The organism is Hyphomonas sp. CACIAM 19H1, from assembly GCF_003325995.1.
Classification (GTDB): domain Bacteria; phylum Pseudomonadota; class Alphaproteobacteria; order Caulobacterales; family Hyphomonadaceae; genus Hyphomonas; species Hyphomonas polymorpha.
On sequence record NZ_CP016437.1, the window covers coordinates 3,428,382 to 3,449,327 of the forward strand.

Genomic DNA, 20,946 nt, shown 5'->3' on the forward strand with positions numbered 1-20,946 from the left:
CTCCAGAGACCGGGCGCCGGGGAATGCCGTATCCGGATGCGCGCGTCGAGGGCGCCGCGGAGCAAAGCATGGACCGACCCGGTCCTTTCATTGAGGCAGGTTCTCTGGGGCTTCAGAGGCTGGCGGCGCGCAAAGGCCAGAAGCCGTTTGGTGAGATCGGCCCCCCCGGGTTGCCGCCAGGTGGATCAGGTCCGCCATCCTGCGCTGGGCGGGATCCTCCAGCTTGTCCCTGAGAACATCGCTGTTTCCAAGGATTACCGTGAGCAGATTGTTGAAATCGTGCGCCACTCCCCCCGTCAGCTGGCCGATCGCTTCCAGACGTTCGGAATCGCGCGACCTCTGCTCGCTGGCACGGCGCTCCGTAAGATCGATCATTGTACCAACCATGCGGGCCGCATTGCCCACCTCGTCCCGCACGATGAAGCCCCGGTCCAGAATGACACGCTCGCCGCCATCATCCCCGATAAACCTGTATTCTTCCGACCAGCTTTCAGCATCCGGAGAGGCGGCAGCATCCATCAGGCTGGTAACCACCCGGCCGCAGTCTTCAGGATGCACGCGCCGGCTCCAGGAGCCAAAGCCGGTTTCCTGATACGCGCCGGGCGCGCCCGCGATCTTGTCGAAGGCCTCGCTCCATATGAAGGCACTCGAAGTGATATCCCATTCCCACACCACATCGGCCGTCGAGCGGCTGACGAACTGGAACCGGTCTTCGTTGATGGCGGCGCGCCGCTCGGCGGCCCGGCGGTCGGTGATGTCCCGCGCCACAGCTGCCCAGTGCGAGTATTTTCCGTAGGCATCGGCAACGGGCAGAAACTCGACATCCCAGGTAATCTGCCGGCCCGGATGGATAGGGCCGGACACCTCAACCCGCAGCGAGCGGCCCGCGCTCATGGCGGTCTCGAGCGCGCGGGGATCAATCTTCGGCTCGGCGCGGGAGAGGATGAAGGATAATGGCCGCCCGACGACCTGGCTCCGGGCATAGCCCGTGATCCGCTCAAATGCGGCATTGATGTAGACAATCGGCGCATCTGTTCCCGGAACGGACGGATCAACGCGCAGGATAACCACGATATCATTGAGCCGCTCCACGGAGGCGCCCAGCAGCCGCAGATCAGACTGCCGGTTCCGCTCGGCGGTCACATCCTGGACAACGCCGGTAACCACATCTCCTGAAACCGTCTGTGTGCGTACGCCGATCCCCTTCACATGGATCGTGCTGCCGTCCTTGCGGGTGATGCGGCGCTCGAACTCGTGGAACTTCACATCAGGATCATTGAGCGTCTGAACGGATAACGCGGCCTGCTCCCGGTCATCGGAAAAGAGTATCTCGACATATTTTTCCAGCGAACCGTCAAAGTCTTCAGGCGTGATGCCGGCCATCTCATAAACACTGGGAGACCAGACGAGTTTCCGGTTCGATATGTCGTATTTCCAGAAGCCGATCTTCAGCAGCTGCTGGGCAACCTTGAGATTGGCTTCCTGTTCCTGCGCGCGATTGAGCGCGGCCAGGGGCGATCCCTCAGCCCCCTCCAGTAAGGCAAAGAGCGCCTGGAGATCTTCCAGCACGATGAGCAAGGCGGGGCGGCCGGCATATTGGAAGGCACGTTGCCGGATGCGGGCCCTGAACAGGGTCTGGTCCTTGCGCCGGTGTGTGCGGACCGCTGAAACTTGCTGATCGCCTGATGTCGCGGGCGATTCCGGATCTCGCGCCTCGAGGTCTTCGAGCCGCATCTCGCAGAGTTCGCGCCCGGTCCATCCGTAAACGGTTTCCGCTGCAGGATTTACCGCCAGAATGCGATGATCTGCCGGGTCAGCTATCAGCATCGCATCGGGATGGTCCCGAAAGAAGGCATCTTCCGCTGCCACTTCGCTCCCCCTATGCGCGCGCAGGCGCGTCAGCCGGTACCGTCTGTCCCGCTCCCGGAATATTCGCTTGCCCCGGCGATGAAGGGCCATTCCGGCAGACTCGCGCCGCCGAGCTTACACCGGATGGCGTCATGGATACACTCTGCCTGTGCCGGGGAGATACCCAGCAGGCCCGCTGCGGTGGAGACGCTTATTCCGCCGCCCATCACGAGGGCGGCCAGCTCGCGCTCGGGCAAGGCAAGCTGCATATAGCCGGCATACAGGTGTTCCGGCGCAGGGCGGGAAGCCGGCATCAGCGCGGCGCGGGAGTGCACCCGGCGGAAAACTTCCAGAAGCTCAGCGAAACAGCGGTCGCACTCTCGCAGGATCCGGTCTTCCGCGAGGAAGAGCATCAGGGTGTCCTCGACGAGTTCGTCCGCCTCCGTCCTGTTGGCAGTAATGCACAGGGCGAATGCGCGCAGCTGGCGCACAGCCATTTCAAGGACACCACGGCTCGCCTCGACGCGGTGCAGGTCGTACTCAAGGTCGACATATTCGTCTGGCATCTCGGGCCTTTGGAATTTTGCACGCTTTTCCATGACGCCACCAAAACATACCAAATGCTACAACCGGGTTTCCAAATAGTCTAAAAGGTTCAACCCGGCCCGGCGATCAGGTAACCTTGCAGCAGGCAAAGAGAGTTGGGCAATCTTTTGGGGCGCTTGCCGCTCCCCCGGCCCCCTTATCCTGCCAGAGCGTAGTCTTTTGACTGGACCAGCCCGTTCAATGTCTCTTTCAGGGCCGCGCCATCGGCCGCTTGCGGCGTTTGAACCAGCACGATCCGCGCGGGTTTCCCGTCCAGGCCGCTCACCGCCCGCCCCCGCTCGAGAACCTGCACCCACAAGCCGGAAGGCAGCCTTATGCGGATGCGGTGTTCAATGTCGTTTACCCTGCCATCGAGCATGGACTGATAGGTTTCCCGCGCCGCATCCTGATCCTGCGGGTGAATGCGCGATATCCAGTCATGCGCTTCTTCGGAGGCCGGCTTCACGCCGCGGGCAAACATCTCCGCCCAGCCTTCGGAATAGACGATGCGGCCATCGCGGAGCGACCAGTCGATGACCCCCGCATCCAGCAGATCGCAGCTTGCCCTTGCCTGGGCCAAAACCAGGAAGGCGTCCTCATTCTCCGCATCATCGCGGCGCCATTCATTCTGGATGAGGGAAAGCGCCAATACGAGGGCGAGCATGGAGACGCCGAACAGCGCCAGGAATTCTGTTTTGCGGGCAGCAACAATGGTCAGCACCGAGGGCTCATCCCCAAGGTATGCGATGTGCAGCCGGCCACCCGCCACGCTGCGGGCTTCCAGGAAGGCGCCGTCCGTGCTGCCCGACAGGCGGCCGGGCGCAGAAACCTGATCCTTGTGCAGGGGTTGCCAGCCCAGCGCCGCGCCAGCGAGGGCCGCGTCCGCCGGCGTAAAGGCGCGGCCGGGCGCGGAACTGGAGCGCACGACCTTTCCATCCAGGTTGAAAAGCGCCGCGCGCCCGCCGCTGCCTGCCGAGGCACCTGCATCCAGCGCCGCGCCGAAAGCGCCCGAACGCAGCACAAAAATCATCGGCAGCCGCCCGCCACCGGTAAGCTCGGCTTCACGATAAAAGCCTGCGCGGAGCCGGGACACAGGCACAAGGTCCAGGCCCAGGAGTTCCTGCCCGGCGCGCTGGCTGGAAGACAGGGGCGCAAGGCCCCCCACAGCATCCGTCGGCATAGGTCCGAATACGGATAACACGCCGCCTTTGCCGTCCAGCACCGCAACGGCCAGCACCGGCGTGGACGAAAGCATGTCTGTAACCTGGGCCTGCGCCTTGCGGAGGTCCTCTGCGGAGACATCCGCGCCCATGGCATCTGCAATCAGCGGCGCAGTCCTCTCCGCAGCCGCCTCAATCCGCGCCATTTCGGCGTCGGCAGCCACCTGCCCGGCGGCGGCGGCATCTGCCAGCCTGCGCTGGCTGGCACCGGTTTCATTTTGAACGGCAATCCAGACATAGAGGATCAGGCCGAGAATGACGCCGCAAAGAGCGATGCCCTGAAGCGCGCGCGCCAATACAGGGTCGTTATGCTTTCGGCCTGCCGGGGGTGAGGTCATGTCAGGGGTCATGGGCGAATCCAGGAGCCGGGGGAGAAAGGATCAGTTGCGAGGTCTGAAGGGACAAGCGCCGCGCGGCCGCCTGGCACCCAGACAAGACCGATGCCTGCGCGCAGGTCTTCAAACGCCTTGGAGGCGGTGGCGGAAAGATTTGCCGACACGATGACTTCCCGGCCCAGCCTGCGCGCCAGGGCAACATCGAGAGAGCCGGCAACGCCCGAGCTTTTCCCGCCACCGATCTGGATGCCCTGGTCTGCAAGCAGGGGATATTGCGGGGCGGTATCCTCACGCACGGATTCGAATGCGACAGCGCCGTCCAGTTTGAGCATCCAGTCTTTCAGGGGCTGTGTGCGCGCGTTGACCGACCAGCCAGCCCGGTGGAACTGCTGCGGGCTGAAATAGCCGCCATGGCCGGCGCTGAAGAAGTTCGTGTTCCGGTCATAGGACTGGTACTGATAGAACGGGCCTGTCACCAGATAATCAAACCCGTCTTTGACAATCGACTGAGACGCGGAAAGCCCTGCCGATATCATGGAGTTGCTGACGGTGGCGCGCCCTTCCAGATGAGCGGCAGAGATATCTGCCTGCACCGCGCGCCCGCCGCCGGCATCAAACCTGCCACGCACAAGCGCGCCGGCCTCGACAACGCGGCCAGATTGCCCGCCAGAGGCGGCGTCCCCCCCCGCAAAGGCGAGCAGGCTGTCTGTCCTTGGGCGGACAAATACGCGGGCCTCCCCCATATGTGCCCCGAAGCGCCGTGTTGCGGCGGCTTCTCCGGTGAGCGTGGGATCAGCGCCGCCCCCTACGGGCAAAAGGCCAATCCGCGCGGCGAGGCTCGTTTCGCCTTCCCGGCTCCAGCCAAGATAGGGGGCCGCAAAATTCTCGCGGCCGGCGCCGGCATCGGCGCCGGTATCAATCTTGTAGAGCGTGACGCCTGCCTCATAGCGGCTTACGCCGCGCACGACTTCCATGGAGGTGGTGGACGCATAGCCCGTCATTCTGTTTTCGCCGCGCGCGCCATCCTGCTGGCGCAGGGAAAGCGTTTGCCGGTAGAGCGTGTGATCAACGCCCTCGAGCGTTTCATAGGTATCGGGCGCCAGGGCGCGGGCCGTCAGATAGTCACCCTGATAGAAGGCCGCGGAGGCATATTGGGCCTGCACCTTTGCGCCCAGCGGGCCGCCGGCGGCCCTCGCGATGGCGGCGGCTGAGTCCAGCTTACCGGCCTTCTGGGCCGCAAGGGCAAACCCTTCAGCAGACTCATCATCGGGCGCGGCAAGATAGAGCCGGCTGAACGTCGCGGCCGCCAGTTCTGCGTCACCTGACTGGAGGTCCACCCAGGCGCTGCGCATCTGCGCGGCCCGCTGAACCGGCGGATAGGCAGCGGCTTTCCGGGCAAGCGCGCCTGCCGTTTCGAGGTCGCCCAGATCGTAAGCCTTGGCGGAGGCATCGAGCAGAGCGCCGCCAGCGATCAGCTGAGCCTCGCCCGCCAGCGCAGGATCAAGCCGCGCAGCCTGGCCAGCCAACTCTGCGGCGCGCAACCAATTTCCCTGCTGGCGCAGCCTGCGCGCCTCATCAAGGTCAACCCGCGCCAGGAGGCCGTCGAACCCCTCCGCGCTGGGCGTTTCAGCGATGGCGCTACGGGCGCCTGCATGGTCTCCCGCCGCCAGCGCGGCGAGTATCAGGCCGCGCCGCGCATCGGCTTCCGCGCCCCGCGCCAGGGCATCCCGGAAGAAAGCTGCGGCGCGGGCAGGATCTGGCTCAAGGAACATCCACCCGGCCTGCGCCAGAAGCGGCGCATCCCCGGTCCCGCCCGCAAGCGCGCCTGCTGCCTCAATATCTCCGGCGGATTGGGCGGCCTGAAATCTCAGCCAGGTGTCTGCCCTGACAAGCTCTGCATAAGCGCGCGCGATTTCCGGATGCTCGCTGCCGGCCAGAGCGGGCATCCGGACGAGGGAGGACAAGCCCTCGCTATCCAGCGCGCCGGAAGCGCGGGAGACGAGCGCTGCGACGAGTTCAGGATTGTCGCAGGTCGTCAGAACCCGGACATAGAAATCCCGCAGGCTATCTTGACGCCCGAGACCTTCCACCGCATCCGCGCGGGCCCAGAGGTCGAAGGGACGCTCGCACCTATTTTCTGCCGGGGCTGGCAGAAGGCTCAGAACCCGCGCCCAGTCTTCCGACGCCAGAGCTTCCCGCACTGCGTATTCGCGCTGGCCATTGGCGACATAGGCCAGAATATCCGCTGGCGCCTGCCACCCGGCATGATGCCGTTCCAGCGCGCGCAGGCGCGCAGCGGCTTCCTGCCAGCGCCCTTGCGCGCCGAGCGTCCAGACAAACTGAACATCCCCCTGCGCCGGACCTGACGGCGGCGCCGCTTCCGCCGGAGCGGGCTCAGAAATATCCGCAACCGGAATACCGATCGGGAAGACCCCTTCCCGCCCGGTATCGGGCGCGGCCTGAGCGCTCTGCCCAGCCACGAGCAGGAAGCTCGCGCCGGCAGCGGCCGCATGCAGAAGAGGGGCGAGCAGCCTCATTTTCCGTTGATGCGCTTGCGCATGTAGCGCGCGATCAGGGCGAGGCCTGCAGCCATGGCAAACAGGATTGCCGCAATGGAGGCGATCCATCTCCAGGAGGACCCGGCGCTGGAGGCGCGCGCCGCTTCGCGCGCGGCCTTGTTGCCGATTGTAAACGTTGCGTCAGCGTCAGCCGAGACAATCGTGGCGGCGTTTTCGCGCCATACGGCGGCGCCGCCCTGGATCTGGCTCCAATGGCTTGGCTGCACCAGCGCGCGAACAGAAGACAGCAGCTGAGCATCTGTCTCGGCTGTCACCAGCATGACGAGACGTCCCTTGTGGCTGGGCGATTCGCCCTCGACCAGCAGGCCGTTATCACCAAGATCAACGAGGCTGAGTTCCCGGCTGAACCCGCTCGCCTGCGGCAGCATCAGCTTCTGCAAGGGCAGGAAACCCCCGAGCGCCGGGCGCGCGCCGACGAGGAGCGTGTTGGCGTCGGGAAGATCGAGACCAATTCCGAAATTTGTGTCTGTAAAGACGGTGCCGTTTATCTGGCCAAGCCGGGCGGCCAGCGTCCAAACGCTCGCAACGGTTTCCGCAGACGCATCGGCGGCGCGGATTTCCATCGGCGCGGCTTCCAGCCCCGTAAACGGATAGCCGGTCTCCTGAAGCAGCGCGAGATTGGGCAGCTCCGCGAAATATCCCGCCGGCGGAAGAGTAACGGTCGATGTGCCTTTCAGGGTGAAGGCGAGATTGCGTGCATTGCGGGCGACGCAGGCCCCTTCGGTTGGCGAAGAGAGTTCAATCTGGAAGTCAATGGTGTTCCAGCCCGGCCGCAGGGAGCGGGCCGGAACGGCAACCTCATAGGCGGGCACGACTTCACCGGCGGGATTTGTCAGCCGCACCGCCCGCTCAAAGGCACCATTGACGAGAATATTGACAACCGACCGGCCATCGAGACCCGCGCCATAGGCAAAATCCAGCGCCAGGACCGCCTCATCCTCGTCGCGGAAACGGATATCTGCCGGCAGGGCGAAGGAGAGCTGGGCGCGGCCCCGTTCCTGCCCGAGCACCGAAGCGCCCTCCAGGCCAAGATCCCGGAACACATATTTTGCATCGGCCCGGAGCGGCTGGCGTTTGCTGCCGATAATGGCAGCCGGAACTTCGGAAGCGCCGATGACGGCCGAGGGCGACGCCGAAAGCGGGAAGCCTTCAGATGCCAGCGTCCGTAGCGCGCCTTCAATGGCTTCGGGCGTATGCCCTGCCGCGATGATCAGGAAGTGCGACGGGTCGTTCGGGGACGGGCCGATGGAAAGCCAGGAGTCGTTTTCCTTGAGGTTTGCGAGGCCCGCAGGCGCAAGGCCGGCAAGCTGCGTGGGGGTGCCGATCGCAATGATATCGCGCCCTTCCCCGTCCGACCCCGCATCCAGGGCAGAGAGCATCGTTATCTCCGGCAGCCGGTAGCCGAGCCGGTTGCCGACCGCCTGAGAGGCAAGGGCGCCCCAACGCAGGGTCTGGGCGTCCGGCGCGCCGGCCAGGATGCCGAGTTCCTCCACACCGCCAATCCCCGCGGAGAGAAGCGCGCCGAGATCGGCTAGCGTTGCGTTGAGCTCGCGGCGTGCGTAGGTGATCTCGATATAGGAGCGGGACGTGTCCACTTCGGTCCACAGCTCTGCAGCGTCCGCATCCTGACAATCAAGCGTATATCGCTGGACCGCATCGATGCTCAGCGTATTGTATCCATGCTGGACCATTGCCGGATCCAGTACGATCTCGTTGATCGCTGCGGCTCTTTCGGTGACCCCGTCCAGCTGACCAATGAACTGGCCATTCATGCCGAGACGCAATTGCGGCTTGAGCCCCTCCTGCGCGCGTCCGCTGACATGACGCAGCAGCACACGCGCATCCTTTACGTCTGCCTGCGGAGCGATTGCGAAGGAGATCAATTCGCGCGCGCTGGCCCCGTCAAGATGGATCGCGCCTTGCGCGCTGCGCAGGGAAGCCAGCGGAATGCGCGTGCGCCAGAGGCCATTTTCTAGGCGCTCGGTGGTTATCTGGGGATTGTCCCGGTAGCGGGCGTAGATATCGAGCGTTGCCTCACGGGTCGCCGTCTCCTGCGCAATGGCAGGGGCAGGCATGAGGCAGACAGACAGGGCGGCCGCGAGGACCGCAGGGCGGAGCAGGGATTTCATGAACGTACTTCCCGAGTAACGGCGCGAATGTGGCCCAGCGCTTGCGACAGGCTGGAGCGGATGAGGCGGGCTATCTTGGCGCCCATATGTTCGGCATTGGCGCGGGCATCGCGGAACTGTTTCCAGTTTTCGCTGCGCGCATACATCAGGGTCACGATAGCGGCCCATTGCTCCCGGGTTTCGATGATGAAGCTGAGGCCGAGCTTCTGGCCTTCCGGCGTGTCGAATACAGAGAGCACCTTGAGGGACAAAAGGGACGCGTTGCTGGCTCCCAGCTCGCGGGCATCGATGGTCAGGGTTTCGCCCTCTGCAAACTGATGCGCTGCACCGGGCGGAACAAGGCAGCCCATGCCCGTGATCGAGACATCCGACATCTGTGCCTGAATGTCTGTGTCTCCATGTCCCAGGAGAACAGACCGGCTGACTTCAAAACGCGGAAAGGCGCGCTGCTGTGACCGTTCATAAAGAACGCCCAGCGCAGAGATGAGCAGGAGCAGATGGAATGTGTTCCAGAGCAGCAGCACAGTGATGACGCCGGCGCCGACCGGATCGTGGAAGAGGCGCACCAGGCCGACCACCTGCCCCAGCCCGACCAGCGCAATCAGCACATAGAACGGGCGCGCCAGAGGCGAGACGAAATTCTCGCTGAGATTCTCCCCCTTTGGCGTCACCGCAAAGCTGGGCGCGCGGGGATTGCGCAGAACCTGGAGGATCGCGCCACTGCAATGGATGGACTGAACCACTTCATAGAGTTCAGACGCAAATGCCCACCGCGTATGGCCATAGAGGATAGAGGAGAGCATCAGCGCGCCGACAATGTGCGGAAGGCCGTACATCAGGAAGTCGCTGAAATCCCCGACATAGACCTGTATGCCGAGCAGAAGATACAGCAGCGGGGCGAGGATGAATGTCAGGCGGGCGAGCGGAAAGAACCAGTAAAAGCAGGAATTGAGATAGCCGATACGCTGAGACAGAGAGAGCCCGCGCTTCAGCAGCGGGTTTTTCAGGAGGAAGATCTGGATCATCCCCTGGGTCCAGCGCATCCGCTGGGTTATGAAGCCGGAGAAGGTTTCCGGCGAAAGGCCCGCAACCATCGGCCGGTCAACATACACGCTGCGATATCCCCGCGCGTGAAGCTCAAGCGCCGTTTCGGCATCTTCCGTGATCGTATCCCCCTGAATCCCGCCGATCTCCATGATATGCTCGCGCCGCAGCACGGCGGCCGACCCACAGAAGAAGGAAGCGTTCAGCCCGTCCAGGCCTCTCTGGATGACCGAGTAGAACATCTCGTTCTCGCTCGGCATCTCGCGGAATGTGCCGAGATTTCTCTCCAGCGGATCGGGATTGAGAAAGAAGTGCGGGGTCTGGACGAGGAAGACTTTGGGATCATCCACAAAATACCCCACCGTCCGCACAAGGATGTCGGCGGCCGGCACATGGTCGGCGTCGAGGATCAGAACGAGATCGCCGCTGGTCTCCTTAAGGGCTGCGTTGATGTTTCCGGCCTTGGCGTGTTCGTTCTTCTCGCGGGTCAGATAGTTCGCCCCGAGACGGTCGCACATGGCCTTCAGCCGCTCATGCCGCGCCTCCGCCTCTGCCGCCTTCACCGGATCGGCCTGTGTCCGCTTGGCGAGCGTGCCGCCATCATCCAGAAGGTAAACCTTCATCCGGCCTACTGGATAGCTCACATTGAGCGCCGCGGTCAGCGTGACCTCGAGCAGCTCATCGGGCTCATTATAGCTTGGAACCAGAATATCGACGGTGGGCGAGCGCCTTGCCGACACCGGCGCAGGCCGGGGCGCGCGCTTGTAAACATCGACGGACAGGAAGGTGGAGAGCAGAAGCAGCACATAGCCATAGCTCTCTGCCCCCAGCAGGAATATTCCGCCGGCGATCGACAGCGCCGAGTCGGTGGGCATCGTCTCGGTGACACGCCAGATCATGTAGCGTGTGCTGGTGAAGATAATGAGCAGCGCGACGAACACGCGGAAAGGGCCGCCCGTCGGGCGCAGCCACCCCATCAGGAAATAGGTGGCAATCGTCGCCACGCACAGCTGGACCTGAACCGCATCGGGTACAGGCGCCGCAGCGATAACTGCGATCAGGCCAAGCGCGATCAGGCCGCTTACGGTGCGCAGGGGCGCGAACCGGGAAGCCGGCAGGCCTGATGGCCGGGATGTATCGCCATACGCCATCGCTGGGTCCGTCTGATATTCAAACCAGTTATCAGGCGGTACATTTCAAGCGTGAAGTTTCAGATAAACTGGCGACTTCTTAATGCACTAGTAGGTTAATTTCGAAGGGTATTTTGTATACGCGGGTGATGCTCAACCCGCGCCCTCAATGCCCCTTGCGCCTTCGCGGACAAGCCACGATGCCTAATCCCTATACTGATCTTGAACAGGACGGAGCGCCCGCTTGCGGCTCGATCAGCAATAATCTGGCCGCTCGAAATCCAGCACCAGTACCAGTCGTGCCTGCCCGCTGCCTTCAATCGGCGGGGACCTGTGGAGCACGCAATTTTCAAGGCTGCAGCGCTGGCCGAGGAGCATGGCCGTTTCATGCGGCTTCATTTCATGGAGGGGGCCAGGCTCCTCCCCCGCCCTCTCCACCCGCCATTGCGTGCCGCGCCCCAAATAGGTCGTGATCAGACGAAAATCAGTATCGTCCTTATGAAACTTCCGGCAGGCATCATCGGTCACATATTCAAGCCTGAAGGTGCAATCGGCCTCGATATCACCGATGCAGGCAAATGCCGCCTGAACATCCCCGAGAAGCGTTTGCCGCACCAGTGCCGGCCAGCTGGATTGCGTGAGCCAGGTCACGGCGCGCTGCCGCACGTCTTCTGGCCGTCCTGTGACGCGAAGGTCTTCGAAGCTGGAACAGTCCAGCGCCTCAAATGCTGCCGCAAGACCAGGCGAAGGCTGACGCGGCCAGAGGGCGAGCTCGGCCACATCTCCTAATCCAGCCTCTATCAGCGCTTCAAGGCTGTGGCAGAAGATGACGGGCTCTGCGGCGCGCTCCTGCTTCCCCTCTTTTTCCGCCAGATCCTGCAGCAAACTCATCTTGCGTCCTCTCGAGTTATAATTATGTAATAACATTACATTTCACACCCTGTCGAGGCCGCCATGACACAGACCTCAAAACTCCCCGTCACCGTACTTTCCGGCTTTCTGGGCGCCGGGAAGACCACGCTGCTCAATCACATCCTCAACAACCGGGAAGGCCGCCGCGTGGCGGTCATCGTCAACGACATGAGCGAGGTGAACATTGACGCTGAGCTCGTCCGGCAGAGCGGCGCGGGCCTCTCCCGCACGGAAGAAGCGCTGGTGGAAATGTCCAATGGATGCATCTGCTGCACGCTGCGCGAAGACCTTCTGAAGGAGGTCGCGCGTCTCGCGGAGGAAGGGCGCTTTGACTACCTGCTGATCGAATCCACCGGTATTTCAGAACCCTTGCCTGTGGCAGCCACCTTCGATTTCCGGGATGAGGCGGGCTATTCGCTCGGAGATATCGCCCAGATCGACACGATGGTTACGGTCGTCGATGCGGTCAATATTCTCAGTGATTATTCAAGTACGGATTTTCTGGCAGATCGCGGCGAAAGCCTCGGAGAAGACGATGAGCGCCCCCTGGTCCAGCTTCTGGTGGACCAGATCGAGTTTGCCGATGTCATCATCATGAACAAGGTCAGCCTGGTTTCACCCGGTGACCGCGAAATCATCCATCAGTTGATCCGTTCCCTGAATACGGATGCCAGGATCATCGAAACGGATTTCTCCGAAGTGGAGCTTGGCGAGGTGCTCGGCACGGGCCGCTTTGACTTTGAAAAGGCACACCAGCATCCGCATTGGGCCAAGGAACTCTACGGCTTTGCAGACCATGTGCCCGAAAGCGAGGAATACGGCATTGAAAGCTTCGTCTATCGCGCGCGCCGCCCGTTCGACCCGGCAAAATTTCATGCTTTCGTGAATTCTCCCTGGCCAAACGTGGTCCGGGCAAAAGGCTTCTTCTGGCTTGCGACACGGCCTGACTGGATGGCAGAAATAAGCCAGGCGGGCGCGCTGGTGCGGCATGAGCGGATGGGCCGGTGGTGGGCGGCCGTGCCCGAAGATCAACGCCCGGACAGTCCCGAAGTGCTGCGCTATCTTGAACGCGTCTGGGACGCCCGCTTCGGCGACCGCCGCCAGGAAATCGTGCTGATCGGCATCGGAATGGACCAGGCCGTCCTCACCGCCAGGCTCGACGCCTGTCTCACAGATCCGGGCGCAACCTCAAAGGCCGGCAGCCTGCAGCCCCGGACCGGCCTGGAAGACCCCTTTCCGCCCTGGAGCTGAACGCGACCGCCGGCGCGCCTGTGATCTCGCCATTCGAACTCTACGAGCTCATCTGGCGCATGTATAAGGATCAAGACCGCAAGGCGCTTTACCTGCGCAACCCGGCCCCGAATACTGAGGTTTATGTCCGTTTGCGTAATAACCTCAGGAAAAGCAGGTATACTGAAGCCGGACCCGGGCTATGGCAGCCGCCTCCAAGGGTGATTGCCTGGCCGGACCTGCCTGCCAACGGACTCACCTGCTTTGACGGTCCGGCTCACACCTTTCGGCGATGCAGCGCTGGGGCCTGACGAACCGCGTCCCTGCCGCGCTGATGATGACCCGGCTCAATCGCGCGGGCCCTACCCGGCTGCTTAGCCAGATCATGGCCGGACGCGCAGGCGGAGACGACGCCCTGCATACAGCATGACTGATCTCATGGCGAGAAATACCGCGCGATGCTTCAACTGGTAATCCGCAACCGGAGCAGACGTCAGGACGTCTATGACCTCGACCGGCTTTTCCGTGGCCACGTGTTTGATGTCGAAGGACGAGCCTCGGTCCTCTCCGCTTTGATCGAAAATGTGAGGCCCGGCATATTTCGCCGACGCGGGAAACCCTTAATGATCCGGAAGGCAGACGCCGGTCCTACGCCGACTGGAACAGCCCGGCTCTGGAAGTCGGCGACCTGCCGGAATTTGAAGCGTTCTTTGACCGTGTACGCGCACTCTATCTGAGCCCGCATGCCGGGAAAGCTGATCACGGCAGAAGCCGGCGATGGAGGCAGCAAACGCCCGCAGGGCCTGGTCAACATCTGAAGCAGGGTCAAGGTTTACCCTCAGACGACCTGAGGGAGCTCACCTGCATCAGCCTTGCGATGAGCCGTTATCCGGTCAATCTTCTCGCCAACAACTTAGAGCATGCAATTATCTCGCATGTGAGATGCACAATAATTACACATCCAAGCGCACGGACCAGTAACCGTTCCTAGCGTCCCGGCTGTCACCGGCCAGGCGGGATGCCCCGCCCTTCCGCGCGGGCGAGCCCCTCGGCCAGTTCAGCCACGGCCTCGGCAATCGCGACAATGACGCCGGTGCGTGACATGGACAGGCGCTTTTCGATTTCGGCGTAAGTCAGCCCCTCGATCCGGTGAAGCAGCAGGGCGTCGCGCCGGTGCGGGGCCATGCCATCAATGATCTTCTGTGCAGTTTTCAGCCTGTCAGCATCCATGAGCTGTTGCTCCGGTGTAGGAGACCGGTCGCAGGCAATGTGGCTGGCCGCCTCCCCGATCTCGATCGAGGCCTGCCGCCGGCGATGTTCTCCCGACCGCAGGAAATCCAGCGCCCCGTTCCGCACCAGCGTGAACAGCAGCGGCCGGAGCTCGTCTATCCCCTTGTCCGGATAGACCCGCCGCGCATTCAGGAACGCCGCCTGCACGATGTCCTCGGCATCCGCCTGGTCCGGTACCCGGATCCGGCAGAACCTCACAAGCTGGCGGTACTGGCTGCGGAAGAGCTGCGTGAGGGGCAGCCCCAAAAAATCAGACCGAGCGCTATTATATCTGTATACTGATGTCTTCAGTGCGCCCGAGCTGACAGCCTTTGCGGCCGCTTCCGCTGCTGGTCTGCGATGATCTGCCGGCGCCATGGCGCGTCCTCCCTGCCCGTTCATCGCCGGACCGTCAGACAAGCACGAGGGATTTGCGGCAAGGCGCTCGCAAACAGGTCTGATGCTTCTCCAGGGTTTCCGACGCCCTGCGCATCCTCTTCCGGAATACCGGGCAAGCAGCGTCAGGCATCAGGCACAGGCAAGCCATTCGCGAATACCAGGCGCGGGTGGGCAGACTCATGCACTGACGGGGTTTCCGACGCCCCGAGCCCCTCCGAAGAGATGCTGAAGGGAATCTGACAAAAGTTGAGCGTAAAAACAACCCTGAAAGGAAAAATGTGGGCCGTCGGAAAACCGCGAAGCATGAGCAACGGGGCGCAGGTTTTGAACCAGGTCTTATCGCTGCGCCGGCCCACCTTCCCTGAATACCGGCAAAGGCGCGGCAGGCAATAGACGGGCACGTCGCTTGTTCAGGCGCCGCAAGGGCGTCTCTCCGGAAAGTCAGATCCTTGTGCGAGGCCGGCTTGTACCTCCCCGAGGCGAGGATCGCTCGGTTGCCCCCCGCATAAAACCGCGCCCATGTCCTGAAACAAGTATGGCGCCGGTCCGGCTCGGCCTGCGTGAGCCAAATTAGAGAGAGGGGACCTCTGAAAGTCCTGCGGCGGGGCGCGTGATTCGCGCCGAGGGGCGCAGCTGAGCCGGTCAGCCCCGCTGAAAGATGAACTTCCGGGGTTCCGGCAAGCTCCTCCAGACACGCTTCAGCGCTTTGGTCCCCGGACGGCCCCGATTAACCTCCTCGAATGCCTCAATCTGCAATAGACAGGGCCGCCTCGATTTCGGAGAATGTCCACCGTTGCCAGATACCTGAAGGCCCGAACCGTTGCAGACTTCCCTCGATCATCTCCCCCCTGCCCGGCAGGCAGAATTTGCCCGCATACAGGAGGTCATCCTCGATGAGCTGGAAACCCGCATCAAGGCGGACGGCAAGGCCCGGGCAAAGCACTACCGCCTCCTGAAGCTCGTCCTGTTCGGGAGTTTCGCCAAGGGCACCTGGTTCGAGGACAGCCGGTCGGGCCGCGCCTCAGACATCGACCTTCTTGCCATCGTCAGCCATGAAGCCCTCACCGAGATGAGCGCCTTCTGGGGCGAGGTTGAAGACCGCCTTTACACCGACCCGCTCGTCAAACGCGACGTGTCCATCATTGTCCACACGTTGCAGGACGTGAACCGTCAGCTCAAGGATGGTCAGTACTTCTTCTCGGAGATTATCCAGCAGGGTATCCTGCTCTATGAGGACGGGGAACCTGACAGGAACGGGAATGCGAAGAACATCCTCGCAAAACCGGCTGCTCCTGATCCTAAAAAGGCATATTATCAGGCGGCGGAGTATGCGAGTTATTGGAAGCGAGCAGCAGAGCAATTTCTGACAATTGGCCGCCAAGGAATTGACGCCGGTCCAGAATGGGAAAGGAATACAGCTTTTCAGCTCCACCAGGCCGCCGAGAGTGCCTACCGGATGTTCCTGCTGACCACGACCCTCTACGCACCGGGCACGCACCATCTCGGAAAGTTGCGGAACATCGCTCGCACCATTGATGGCCGCATTGAAGACGCATGGGGCCCGCCGCAGAAGCCCTACAAACGCTATTTCGAACTCCTGCGCCGCGCCTATGTCGAGGCGCGCTACTCGCCTTCTTATGAGACTACGCAGGAAATTCTTACCTGGCAGGCTGACCGGATCGGGCAGTTGATTGCCATTGCCAACGAACTTTGTAGAGAGCGCCTGGAGCGGCTGGGGGCAGAGGCTGAAAGTGGCGTATGAATTTTCAAGCCATCGACAGCCTGCAAAGGCATGTCCGGAATTCAGAGGGCATGTCACTAGGGACCGTAAGTCCGGAACATAGAGAGCACAGCATTAATGAGGACTGCGACGGGCGCGGCTCAAAACTTACCCCCTCCTGGGCAATCATGATGATGGAAAGATATCTAAGACGAAGTCTTCTTGGATGGGCTACACCGCAGCCTCTCTCGGCATCGGCCTTCTCATCGAGTTAGACCGGCAAGAAAAGGCCAAGCAAGCGCCGCCGCCGACCGTTGAATATCTGCCGCCGGTTGAGCCGATCAAAACGATAGAGCCCCCGCCCTTCAAGTTCGCAAGCCGGGAGGATGAGGACCTGCGATGAGCCTGCGCACCATTAACGATGTCATCCAGTTCTTCCGGATGTTCGAAAGCCATCACCATCAGCGGCTTTTTTGCCTGGAAGGATGCCGCGCAGATGCGAATTACACGCCAGCGGGCGGAAGCGGCATACAGAGACGCTCAAAGACATCAAGCATCACTCAGGGAAAACCTCAGTGATGGTGCGCGGGTTCAATGTGTCGAGCGCGCAAGTCAATGGATCGGACGATACGTGGTCGGAGCAATCAAGACCGCTCCTGCAGGTCGAAGATATCCGCGCCGCGACCGGCGGCGACTATGGGCTTCCTGAATCCCGCGACTGGGGCTTCTTCACGGTCGCGATGCCGAACTTCTGGGAGCGGCCCGAGATGAGCGGGATGCTGCGCGATGTGCGCCTGAAGCCGGACAAGTATGACTGGCTCAAGAGCGAGCCCCTCGCCCTGCCCGCACCAACACCATCATCATCACCACCACCAGCAGCGATGAACGATCCCGACGCCGCCATCCTGCAAATCCTGGCAAGCCTTGAAACGGGTAAGTCACAATAAACCACTGCGCGGCCCAAAACCCGCAGAAATCAGCCGCTCACAAGAATGATATAATGATAGCAATTTATACGGAAATCTGCTATACTGAAGCTATCATGATATCACTCTTGACCCCTGCCAAAGCCCAACTCCAGCTCGCAGAGAACCTGCGGGAACGCCGCCTTGCCATGGGCCTCACGCAGGCGGGCCTTGCCGCCCGCTCCGGCGTGGCGCTTGCGACACTGCGCAAATTCGAGCGTACCGGCGCGGCTTCGATCGAAACCCTGCTCAAACTCCTCACCGTTGTCGGCGGTCTTGAGGAGGTGATCAAGGCGACGACGCCGATCGAGAGCGAATTTTCCTCGATCGATGAGGTGATCAAGGCGGACACTAAACCCAAGCGCAAGATCGGTTGGCGCTCATGATCTTCAAGCCCGTCAGCACGATCAGGGTTGGAATGGACTTTGGAAGTGGACCGCTCGATGTGGGACGCCTCGCAATCCGTGACCGGATAATCTATCTCGAATACGAGCGCAGCTTCATCGAACGCGGGCTTGAGATATCCCCGCTGCGCCTGCCTTTGCAGCCTGGCCTCAAGAGTTTCGATGCCGCGCTCTTCGATGGGCTCCCAGGCGTCTTCAATGACAGCCTGCCCGATGGCTGGGGCCGTCTTTTGTTTGACCGCGCCCTACGTGCGCAAGGATTGACGCCTGCGCAGGCAAGCCCTCTCGACCGCCTCGCCCATGTCGGTGCTGGCGGCATGGGCGCGCTCACCTATGAGCCCGCGATGGAAACCAATGCAGGCAGCGACGACATTGATCTCGACTGGCTGGCCGGTCAGGCGCTTGAGGTGCTGGAAGGTCACGCCGATGAGGTGATCGGAGAATTGCTCGCCCTCAACGGCTCTTCGACAGGCGCGCGCCCAAAAGCGATGATCGGCTACAATCCGAAAACTGGCGCGATGACGCATGGGCAAAGCGATCTGCCAAAAGGCTTTGAGCCCTGGCTCGTCAAATTCCCGAACACACAAGACGGCAAGGATGCAGGCGCTATCGAATATGTCTACGCGCTGATGGCGCGCACGGCAGGTATCGAGATGACGCATACCCATCTGTTCCCCGCAAAACGAGGCGCAGGCTTCTTTGCGACGCGCCGCTTCGATCGCATCGGAAAAAACAGACTGCACGCGCATACAGCGTCGGGCCTCCTCCATGCCGATCATCGAACTCCAAGCCTCGACTATGAGGATTTGATTGCGCTGACGCTTCGGCTCACCCGCGATGTGCGCGAAGCGGAGAAGATGTTCCGCCTCGCCGTCTTCAACGTGCTCGGCCATAACCGCGATGATCACGCAAAGAACTTCACCTTCCTGATGGACGCGGCAGGCAACTGGTCCCTCTCCCCTGCCTATGATCTCACCTTCTCCTCCGGCCCTGGCGGCGAGCAGACCACGATGGTCAAGGGTGAAGGCAAAGCGCCAGGCGAGGCGCATCTGCTCGCTCTCGCGAAAGAGGCCAGCCTCGCCCCAAAGGATGCCAAAGCAATCATCGACCAGACACGCGAGGCGCTCGGCCAGTGGGCAACACTCGCCAAAGAGCATGACGTTGCAGCCTCCACTGTCAGACTGATCGCAGGCCGGATCGAGCGCGCGGGCCGATAGAGCGCGCGGAGAGCCCGCCTAAACCGGCCACATGACCGGCCATATGGCCGGACAAGATTTTGCTCGCATATCCCATAATATCCTGTTATATTTGAAATTATGAGCGGAAATAAATCGGACAAAGAACCGGCCAAAATAGAGGCCACAGATGACGGGGAATCCATCGGCTTGATGGAACCCCTGCTGGTGTCAGAAAGCGGCGGACGCAGAGGCCCTCTTGCCGATCTGGCACTTGAGGTTGCTCAGCAATCAGCGCGGCTGCGCGCCAGCCTGCCCGCCGGTGTGGCGGACGCGCTGGCCGATCTCGTGCGATCCATGAACTGCTACTACAGCAATCTGATTGAAGGCCACGATACCCATCCGATCGACATCGAGCGCGCCCTGAAAGCGGACTATAGCAGCGATCCCAAAAAGCGCGACCTGCAGCTGGAGGCGCTCGCCCATATCGGCGTCCAGAAATGGATCGACGAAGGCGGCCTTGAAGGTCGCGCCGCGACGCAAACGGGCATCCTGGAAACGCATCACCGGTTCTGCGCCATGTTGCCTGAGGATTTGCTCTGGGTCGAAAACCCGGAGACAAAGGAACGTATCCGGATTGAACCTGGCGTCTATCGCAACCGCTATGTCCAAGTGGGCGCGCATATTCCCATCAGCCCTGGCGCGGTGCCACGCTTCATGGAGCGCTTCGAGGCCGCTTATAGAAAGCCCGGCAAGATCGACGCAATCCTCGCGGCGGCCACAGCGCATCATCGCCTCTTATGGATTCACCCCTTCATCGACGGCAATGGACGGGTAGTGCGGCTAATGTCCTACGCCATGCTGCGCGATGCGCTCGACACAGGCGGCATCTGGTCTGTCGCACGCGGGCTTGCCCGCAGTGTCGATGACTACAAAAAACATCTGGCGAGCTGCGATCAGACGCGCCGCAATGATCTGGATGGTCGAGGGCATCTCAGTGAAGAAGCCCTCGCCGGATTTGCGAGATACTTCCTTGGCGTCTGCCTGGATCAGATTGCCTTCATGGCCTCGCTTATGCAGCCCGAAGAGCTCAGGAACCGCATCCTTCTCTGGGCAGAAGAAGAGATCAAGGCGAGCCGCCTTCCCGCGCAATCGGGTCTCGTTCTTGAGGCGATCCTGTATCGCGGCGAACTGCCCAAGGGCGATGTCGAAAAATTGCTGGGCGTGAGCGAGCGTACAGCGCGCCGCATCTACACAGCCCTGCTGGAGCGCGAAGTACTCTCGACAGCAAGCAAGCAGGGGCCGTTGCGCCTCGCCTTTCCAGCATCCCTCGCCGCACGCTGGATGCCAGGCCTGTTTCCGGACAAGCCAAGCCAGTAGAAAAAGCACTACAAAAGATCAGGGGCCTTTAGCGGCCCCTCTGGTCAAGGCTGCCCTGACGGCGCTGACACGGTCTTGACCATTCACCCCGCACACTCGCCGTTCAGGCAGGGTTGCAAGAAAGCTTGCGCGCCCCTGCCCCATGAAGATCAGCAGTCGAACAAATCAAGCTGCATAGAGAGAAGCTCATCGAGCCAGTCGAGGTGAGCGAGATCATTGAACAGATGATTGTGCTTCAGGCTGACTGCGGTGTGGAGATCGGAACACGCGAGAGCCTCACCCGAGCGCCTGCTAAGGCGCAATGCGCGGACAAGTTCAACATAGCGCGCAAGATCGGTCCGCAGGCTGGAAAGAACGCTCATCCGAATCTTGCGAAGCTCTTCGGACCGGCGCGGCTCGCAGCGGGCGGCAGACAGAGCGATCTCTTCTTACAGATAGCCGCGATACCGGCGCGCCCGCACGCTGCGAAGGATTTTCTTCGGGCCGAGTGGGTGCGCCAGGGTAGCATTATCTTCTTCTCACAACGCTACGCGGGGAAACGCCGCGAAACATCCTGTCAGTTGGGACCCCAGTGGGACCCGTAGCAAATTTTGAGTTCTTTTGCTGACACCCAAGGCTCCCA

Annotated in this window: 17 protein-coding genes; 9 read left to right on the forward strand and 8 right to left on the reverse strand. The window is 61.8% G+C overall.

Translation table 11 applies throughout. The features are described 5' to 3' along the window. Positions 1-87 precede the first annotated feature (87 nt). From BBF93_RS15945 to BBF93_RS15975, 7 genes are all read right to left on the reverse strand, one after another. The gene (locus tag BBF93_RS15945; RefSeq protein WP_162786601.1) at positions 88-1,869 is read right to left on the reverse strand and encodes a PAS domain S-box protein; all 1,782 of its coding nucleotides are present in this window, start codon (positions 1,867-1,869) and stop codon (positions 88-90) included. Positions 1,870-1,898: 29 nt separating this feature from the next. Continuing rightward, complete coding sequence (locus BBF93_RS15950) at positions 1,899-2,414, reverse strand: hypothetical protein (RefSeq protein WP_035595035.1); 516 nt, start codon at positions 2,412-2,414, stop codon at positions 1,899-1,901. A 176-nt stretch (positions 2,415-2,590) separates the two neighbouring features. Then, a complete protein-coding gene (locus BBF93_RS15955) occupies positions 2,591-4,003 on the reverse strand; it encodes a PAS domain-containing protein (protein ID WP_114106568.1) in 1,413 nt (470 codons plus the stop codon). After that, positions 4,000-6,525 (reverse strand): cellulose synthase subunit BcsC-related outer membrane protein, encoded by a 2,526-nt coding sequence (locus BBF93_RS15960; RefSeq protein WP_162786602.1) that lies wholly within the window; start codon positions 6,523-6,525, stop codon positions 4,000-4,002. The genes BBF93_RS15955 and BBF93_RS15960 overlap by 4 nt, the downstream gene beginning before the upstream one ends. Then, complete coding sequence (locus BBF93_RS15965; RefSeq protein WP_114106570.1) at positions 6,522-8,696, reverse strand: cellulose biosynthesis cyclic di-GMP-binding regulatory protein BcsB; 2,175 nt, start codon at positions 8,694-8,696, stop codon at positions 6,522-6,524. The genes BBF93_RS15960 and BBF93_RS15965 overlap by 4 nt, the downstream gene beginning before the upstream one ends. Next, the gene (gene bcsA, locus BBF93_RS15970; protein ID WP_114106571.1) at positions 8,693-10,891 is read right to left on the reverse strand and encodes a UDP-forming cellulose synthase catalytic subunit; all 2,199 of its coding nucleotides are present in this window, start codon (positions 10,889-10,891) and stop codon (positions 8,693-8,695) included. The genes BBF93_RS15965 and bcsA overlap by 4 nt, the downstream gene beginning before the upstream one ends. A 234-nt stretch (positions 10,892-11,125) precedes the next feature. Continuing rightward, positions 11,126-11,761, reverse strand: coding sequence for a DUF1826 domain-containing protein (locus BBF93_RS15975; protein WP_162786603.1), 636 nt, complete (start codon positions 11,759-11,761; stop codon positions 11,126-11,128). A 63-nt stretch (positions 11,762-11,824) separates the two neighbouring features. Here BBF93_RS15975 and zigA point away from each other — a divergent pair, with 63 nt between their 5' ends. Then, entirely contained in the window at positions 11,825-13,033 is a 1,209-nt protein-coding gene (zigA, locus tag BBF93_RS15980) for a zinc metallochaperone GTPase ZigA (protein ID WP_114106573.1), read from the forward strand. A gap of 981 nt (positions 13,034-14,014) precedes the next feature. Here the strand turns inward: zigA and BBF93_RS15985 are convergent. Next, complete coding sequence (locus BBF93_RS15985; protein WP_162786604.1) at positions 14,015-14,659, reverse strand: RNA polymerase sigma factor; 645 nt, start codon at positions 14,657-14,659, stop codon at positions 14,015-14,017. Between the two features lie 841 nt (positions 14,660-15,500). Here BBF93_RS15985 and BBF93_RS15995 point away from each other — a divergent pair. The 8 genes from BBF93_RS15995 (at position 15,501) to BBF93_RS16020 (ending at position 20,908) form a co-directional block, all read left to right on the forward strand. Then, positions 15,501-16,442, forward strand: a complete 942-nt coding sequence (locus tag BBF93_RS15995; protein WP_114106576.1) for a HEPN domain-containing protein — start codon at positions 15,501-15,503, stop codon at positions 16,440-16,442. Between the two features lie 184 nt (positions 16,443-16,626). Continuing rightward, positions 16,627-16,803: a hypothetical protein gene (locus BBF93_RS19595; protein WP_157532665.1), complete on the forward strand. Its 177-nt coding sequence runs from the start codon at positions 16,627-16,629 to the stop codon at positions 16,801-16,803. Then, positions 16,800-16,979 (forward strand): hypothetical protein, encoded by a 180-nt coding sequence (locus BBF93_RS19870; protein WP_233349173.1) that lies wholly within the window; start codon positions 16,800-16,802, stop codon positions 16,977-16,979. Before BBF93_RS19595 ends, BBF93_RS19870 begins: the two co-directional genes overlap by 4 nt. Then, the gene (locus BBF93_RS16000) at positions 16,979-17,347 is read left to right on the forward strand and encodes a hypothetical protein (protein ID WP_233349174.1); all 369 of its coding nucleotides are present in this window, start codon (positions 16,979-16,981) and stop codon (positions 17,345-17,347) included. Before BBF93_RS19870 ends, BBF93_RS16000 begins: the two co-directional genes overlap by 1 nt. 107 nt (positions 17,348-17,454) lie before the next feature. After that, on the forward strand, positions 17,455-17,751 hold the full coding sequence (locus BBF93_RS16005; RefSeq protein ID WP_206742121.1) for a helix-turn-helix domain-containing protein: 297 nt from the start codon (positions 17,455-17,457) through the stop codon (positions 17,749-17,751). Then, positions 17,748-18,986: a type II toxin-antitoxin system HipA family toxin gene (locus BBF93_RS16010; RefSeq protein ID WP_114106577.1), complete on the forward strand. Its 1,239-nt coding sequence runs from the start codon at positions 17,748-17,750 to the stop codon at positions 18,984-18,986. The genes BBF93_RS16005 and BBF93_RS16010 overlap by 4 nt, the downstream gene beginning before the upstream one ends. Before the next feature lie 171 nt (positions 18,987-19,157). Next, positions 19,158-20,324: a Fic family protein gene (locus tag BBF93_RS16015; RefSeq protein ID WP_114107123.1), complete on the forward strand. Its 1,167-nt coding sequence runs from the start codon at positions 19,158-19,160 to the stop codon at positions 20,322-20,324. A 203-nt stretch (positions 20,325-20,527) separates the two neighbouring features. Continuing rightward, positions 20,528-20,908: a hypothetical protein gene (locus BBF93_RS16020; RefSeq protein ID WP_114106578.1), complete on the forward strand. Its 381-nt coding sequence runs from the start codon at positions 20,528-20,530 to the stop codon at positions 20,906-20,908. The last annotated feature ends 38 nt before the right edge of the window (positions 20,909-20,946 follow it).

What these genes read in the sequence shown, in the direction of transcription:
- BBF93_RS16000 (WP_233349174.1), top strand. Translation starts at nt 16,979, where the DNA reads ATGGTGCGCGGGTTCAATGTGTCGAGCGCGCAAGTCAATGGATCGGAC.
- BBF93_RS16015 (WP_114107123.1), top strand. Translation starts at nt 19,158, where the DNA reads ATGGAACCCCTGCTGGTGTCAGAAAGCGGCGGACGCAGAGGCCCTCTT.
- BBF93_RS19870 (WP_233349173.1), top strand. Translation starts at nt 16,800, where the DNA reads ATGAGCCTGCGCACCATTAACGATGTCATCCAGTTCTTCCGGATGTTC.
- BBF93_RS19595 (WP_157532665.1), top strand. Translation starts at nt 16,627, where the DNA reads ATGGGCTACACCGCAGCCTCTCTCGGCATCGGCCTTCTCATCGAGTTA.
- BBF93_RS15975 (WP_162786603.1), bottom strand. Translation starts at nt 11,761, where the DNA reads ATGAGTTTGCTGCAGGATCTGGCGGAAAAAGAGGGGAAGCAGGAGCGC.
- BBF93_RS15960 (WP_162786602.1), bottom strand. Translation starts at nt 6,525, where the DNA reads ATGAGGCTGCTCGCCCCTCTTCTGCATGCGGCCGCTGCCGGCGCGAGC.
- BBF93_RS16010 (WP_114106577.1), top strand. Translation starts at nt 17,748, where the DNA reads ATGATCTTCAAGCCCGTCAGCACGATCAGGGTTGGAATGGACTTTGGA.
- bcsA (WP_114106571.1), bottom strand. Translation starts at nt 10,891, where the DNA reads ATGGCGTATGGCGATACATCCCGGCCATCAGGCCTGCCGGCTTCCCGG.
- BBF93_RS15965 (WP_114106570.1), bottom strand. Translation starts at nt 8,696, where the DNA reads ATGAAATCCCTGCTCCGCCCTGCGGTCCTCGCGGCCGCCCTGTCTGTC.
- BBF93_RS15950 (WP_035595035.1), bottom strand. Translation starts at nt 2,414, where the DNA reads ATGCCAGACGAATATGTCGACCTTGAGTACGACCTGCACCGCGTCGAG.
- BBF93_RS15955 (WP_114106568.1), bottom strand. Translation starts at nt 4,003, where the DNA reads ATGACCCCTGACATGACCTCACCCCCGGCAGGCCGAAAGCATAACGAC.
- BBF93_RS15985 (WP_162786604.1), bottom strand. Translation starts at nt 14,659, where the DNA reads ATGGCGCCGGCAGATCATCGCAGACCAGCAGCGGAAGCGGCCGCAAAG.
- zigA (WP_114106573.1), top strand. Translation starts at nt 11,825, where the DNA reads ATGACACAGACCTCAAAACTCCCCGTCACCGTACTTTCCGGCTTTCTG.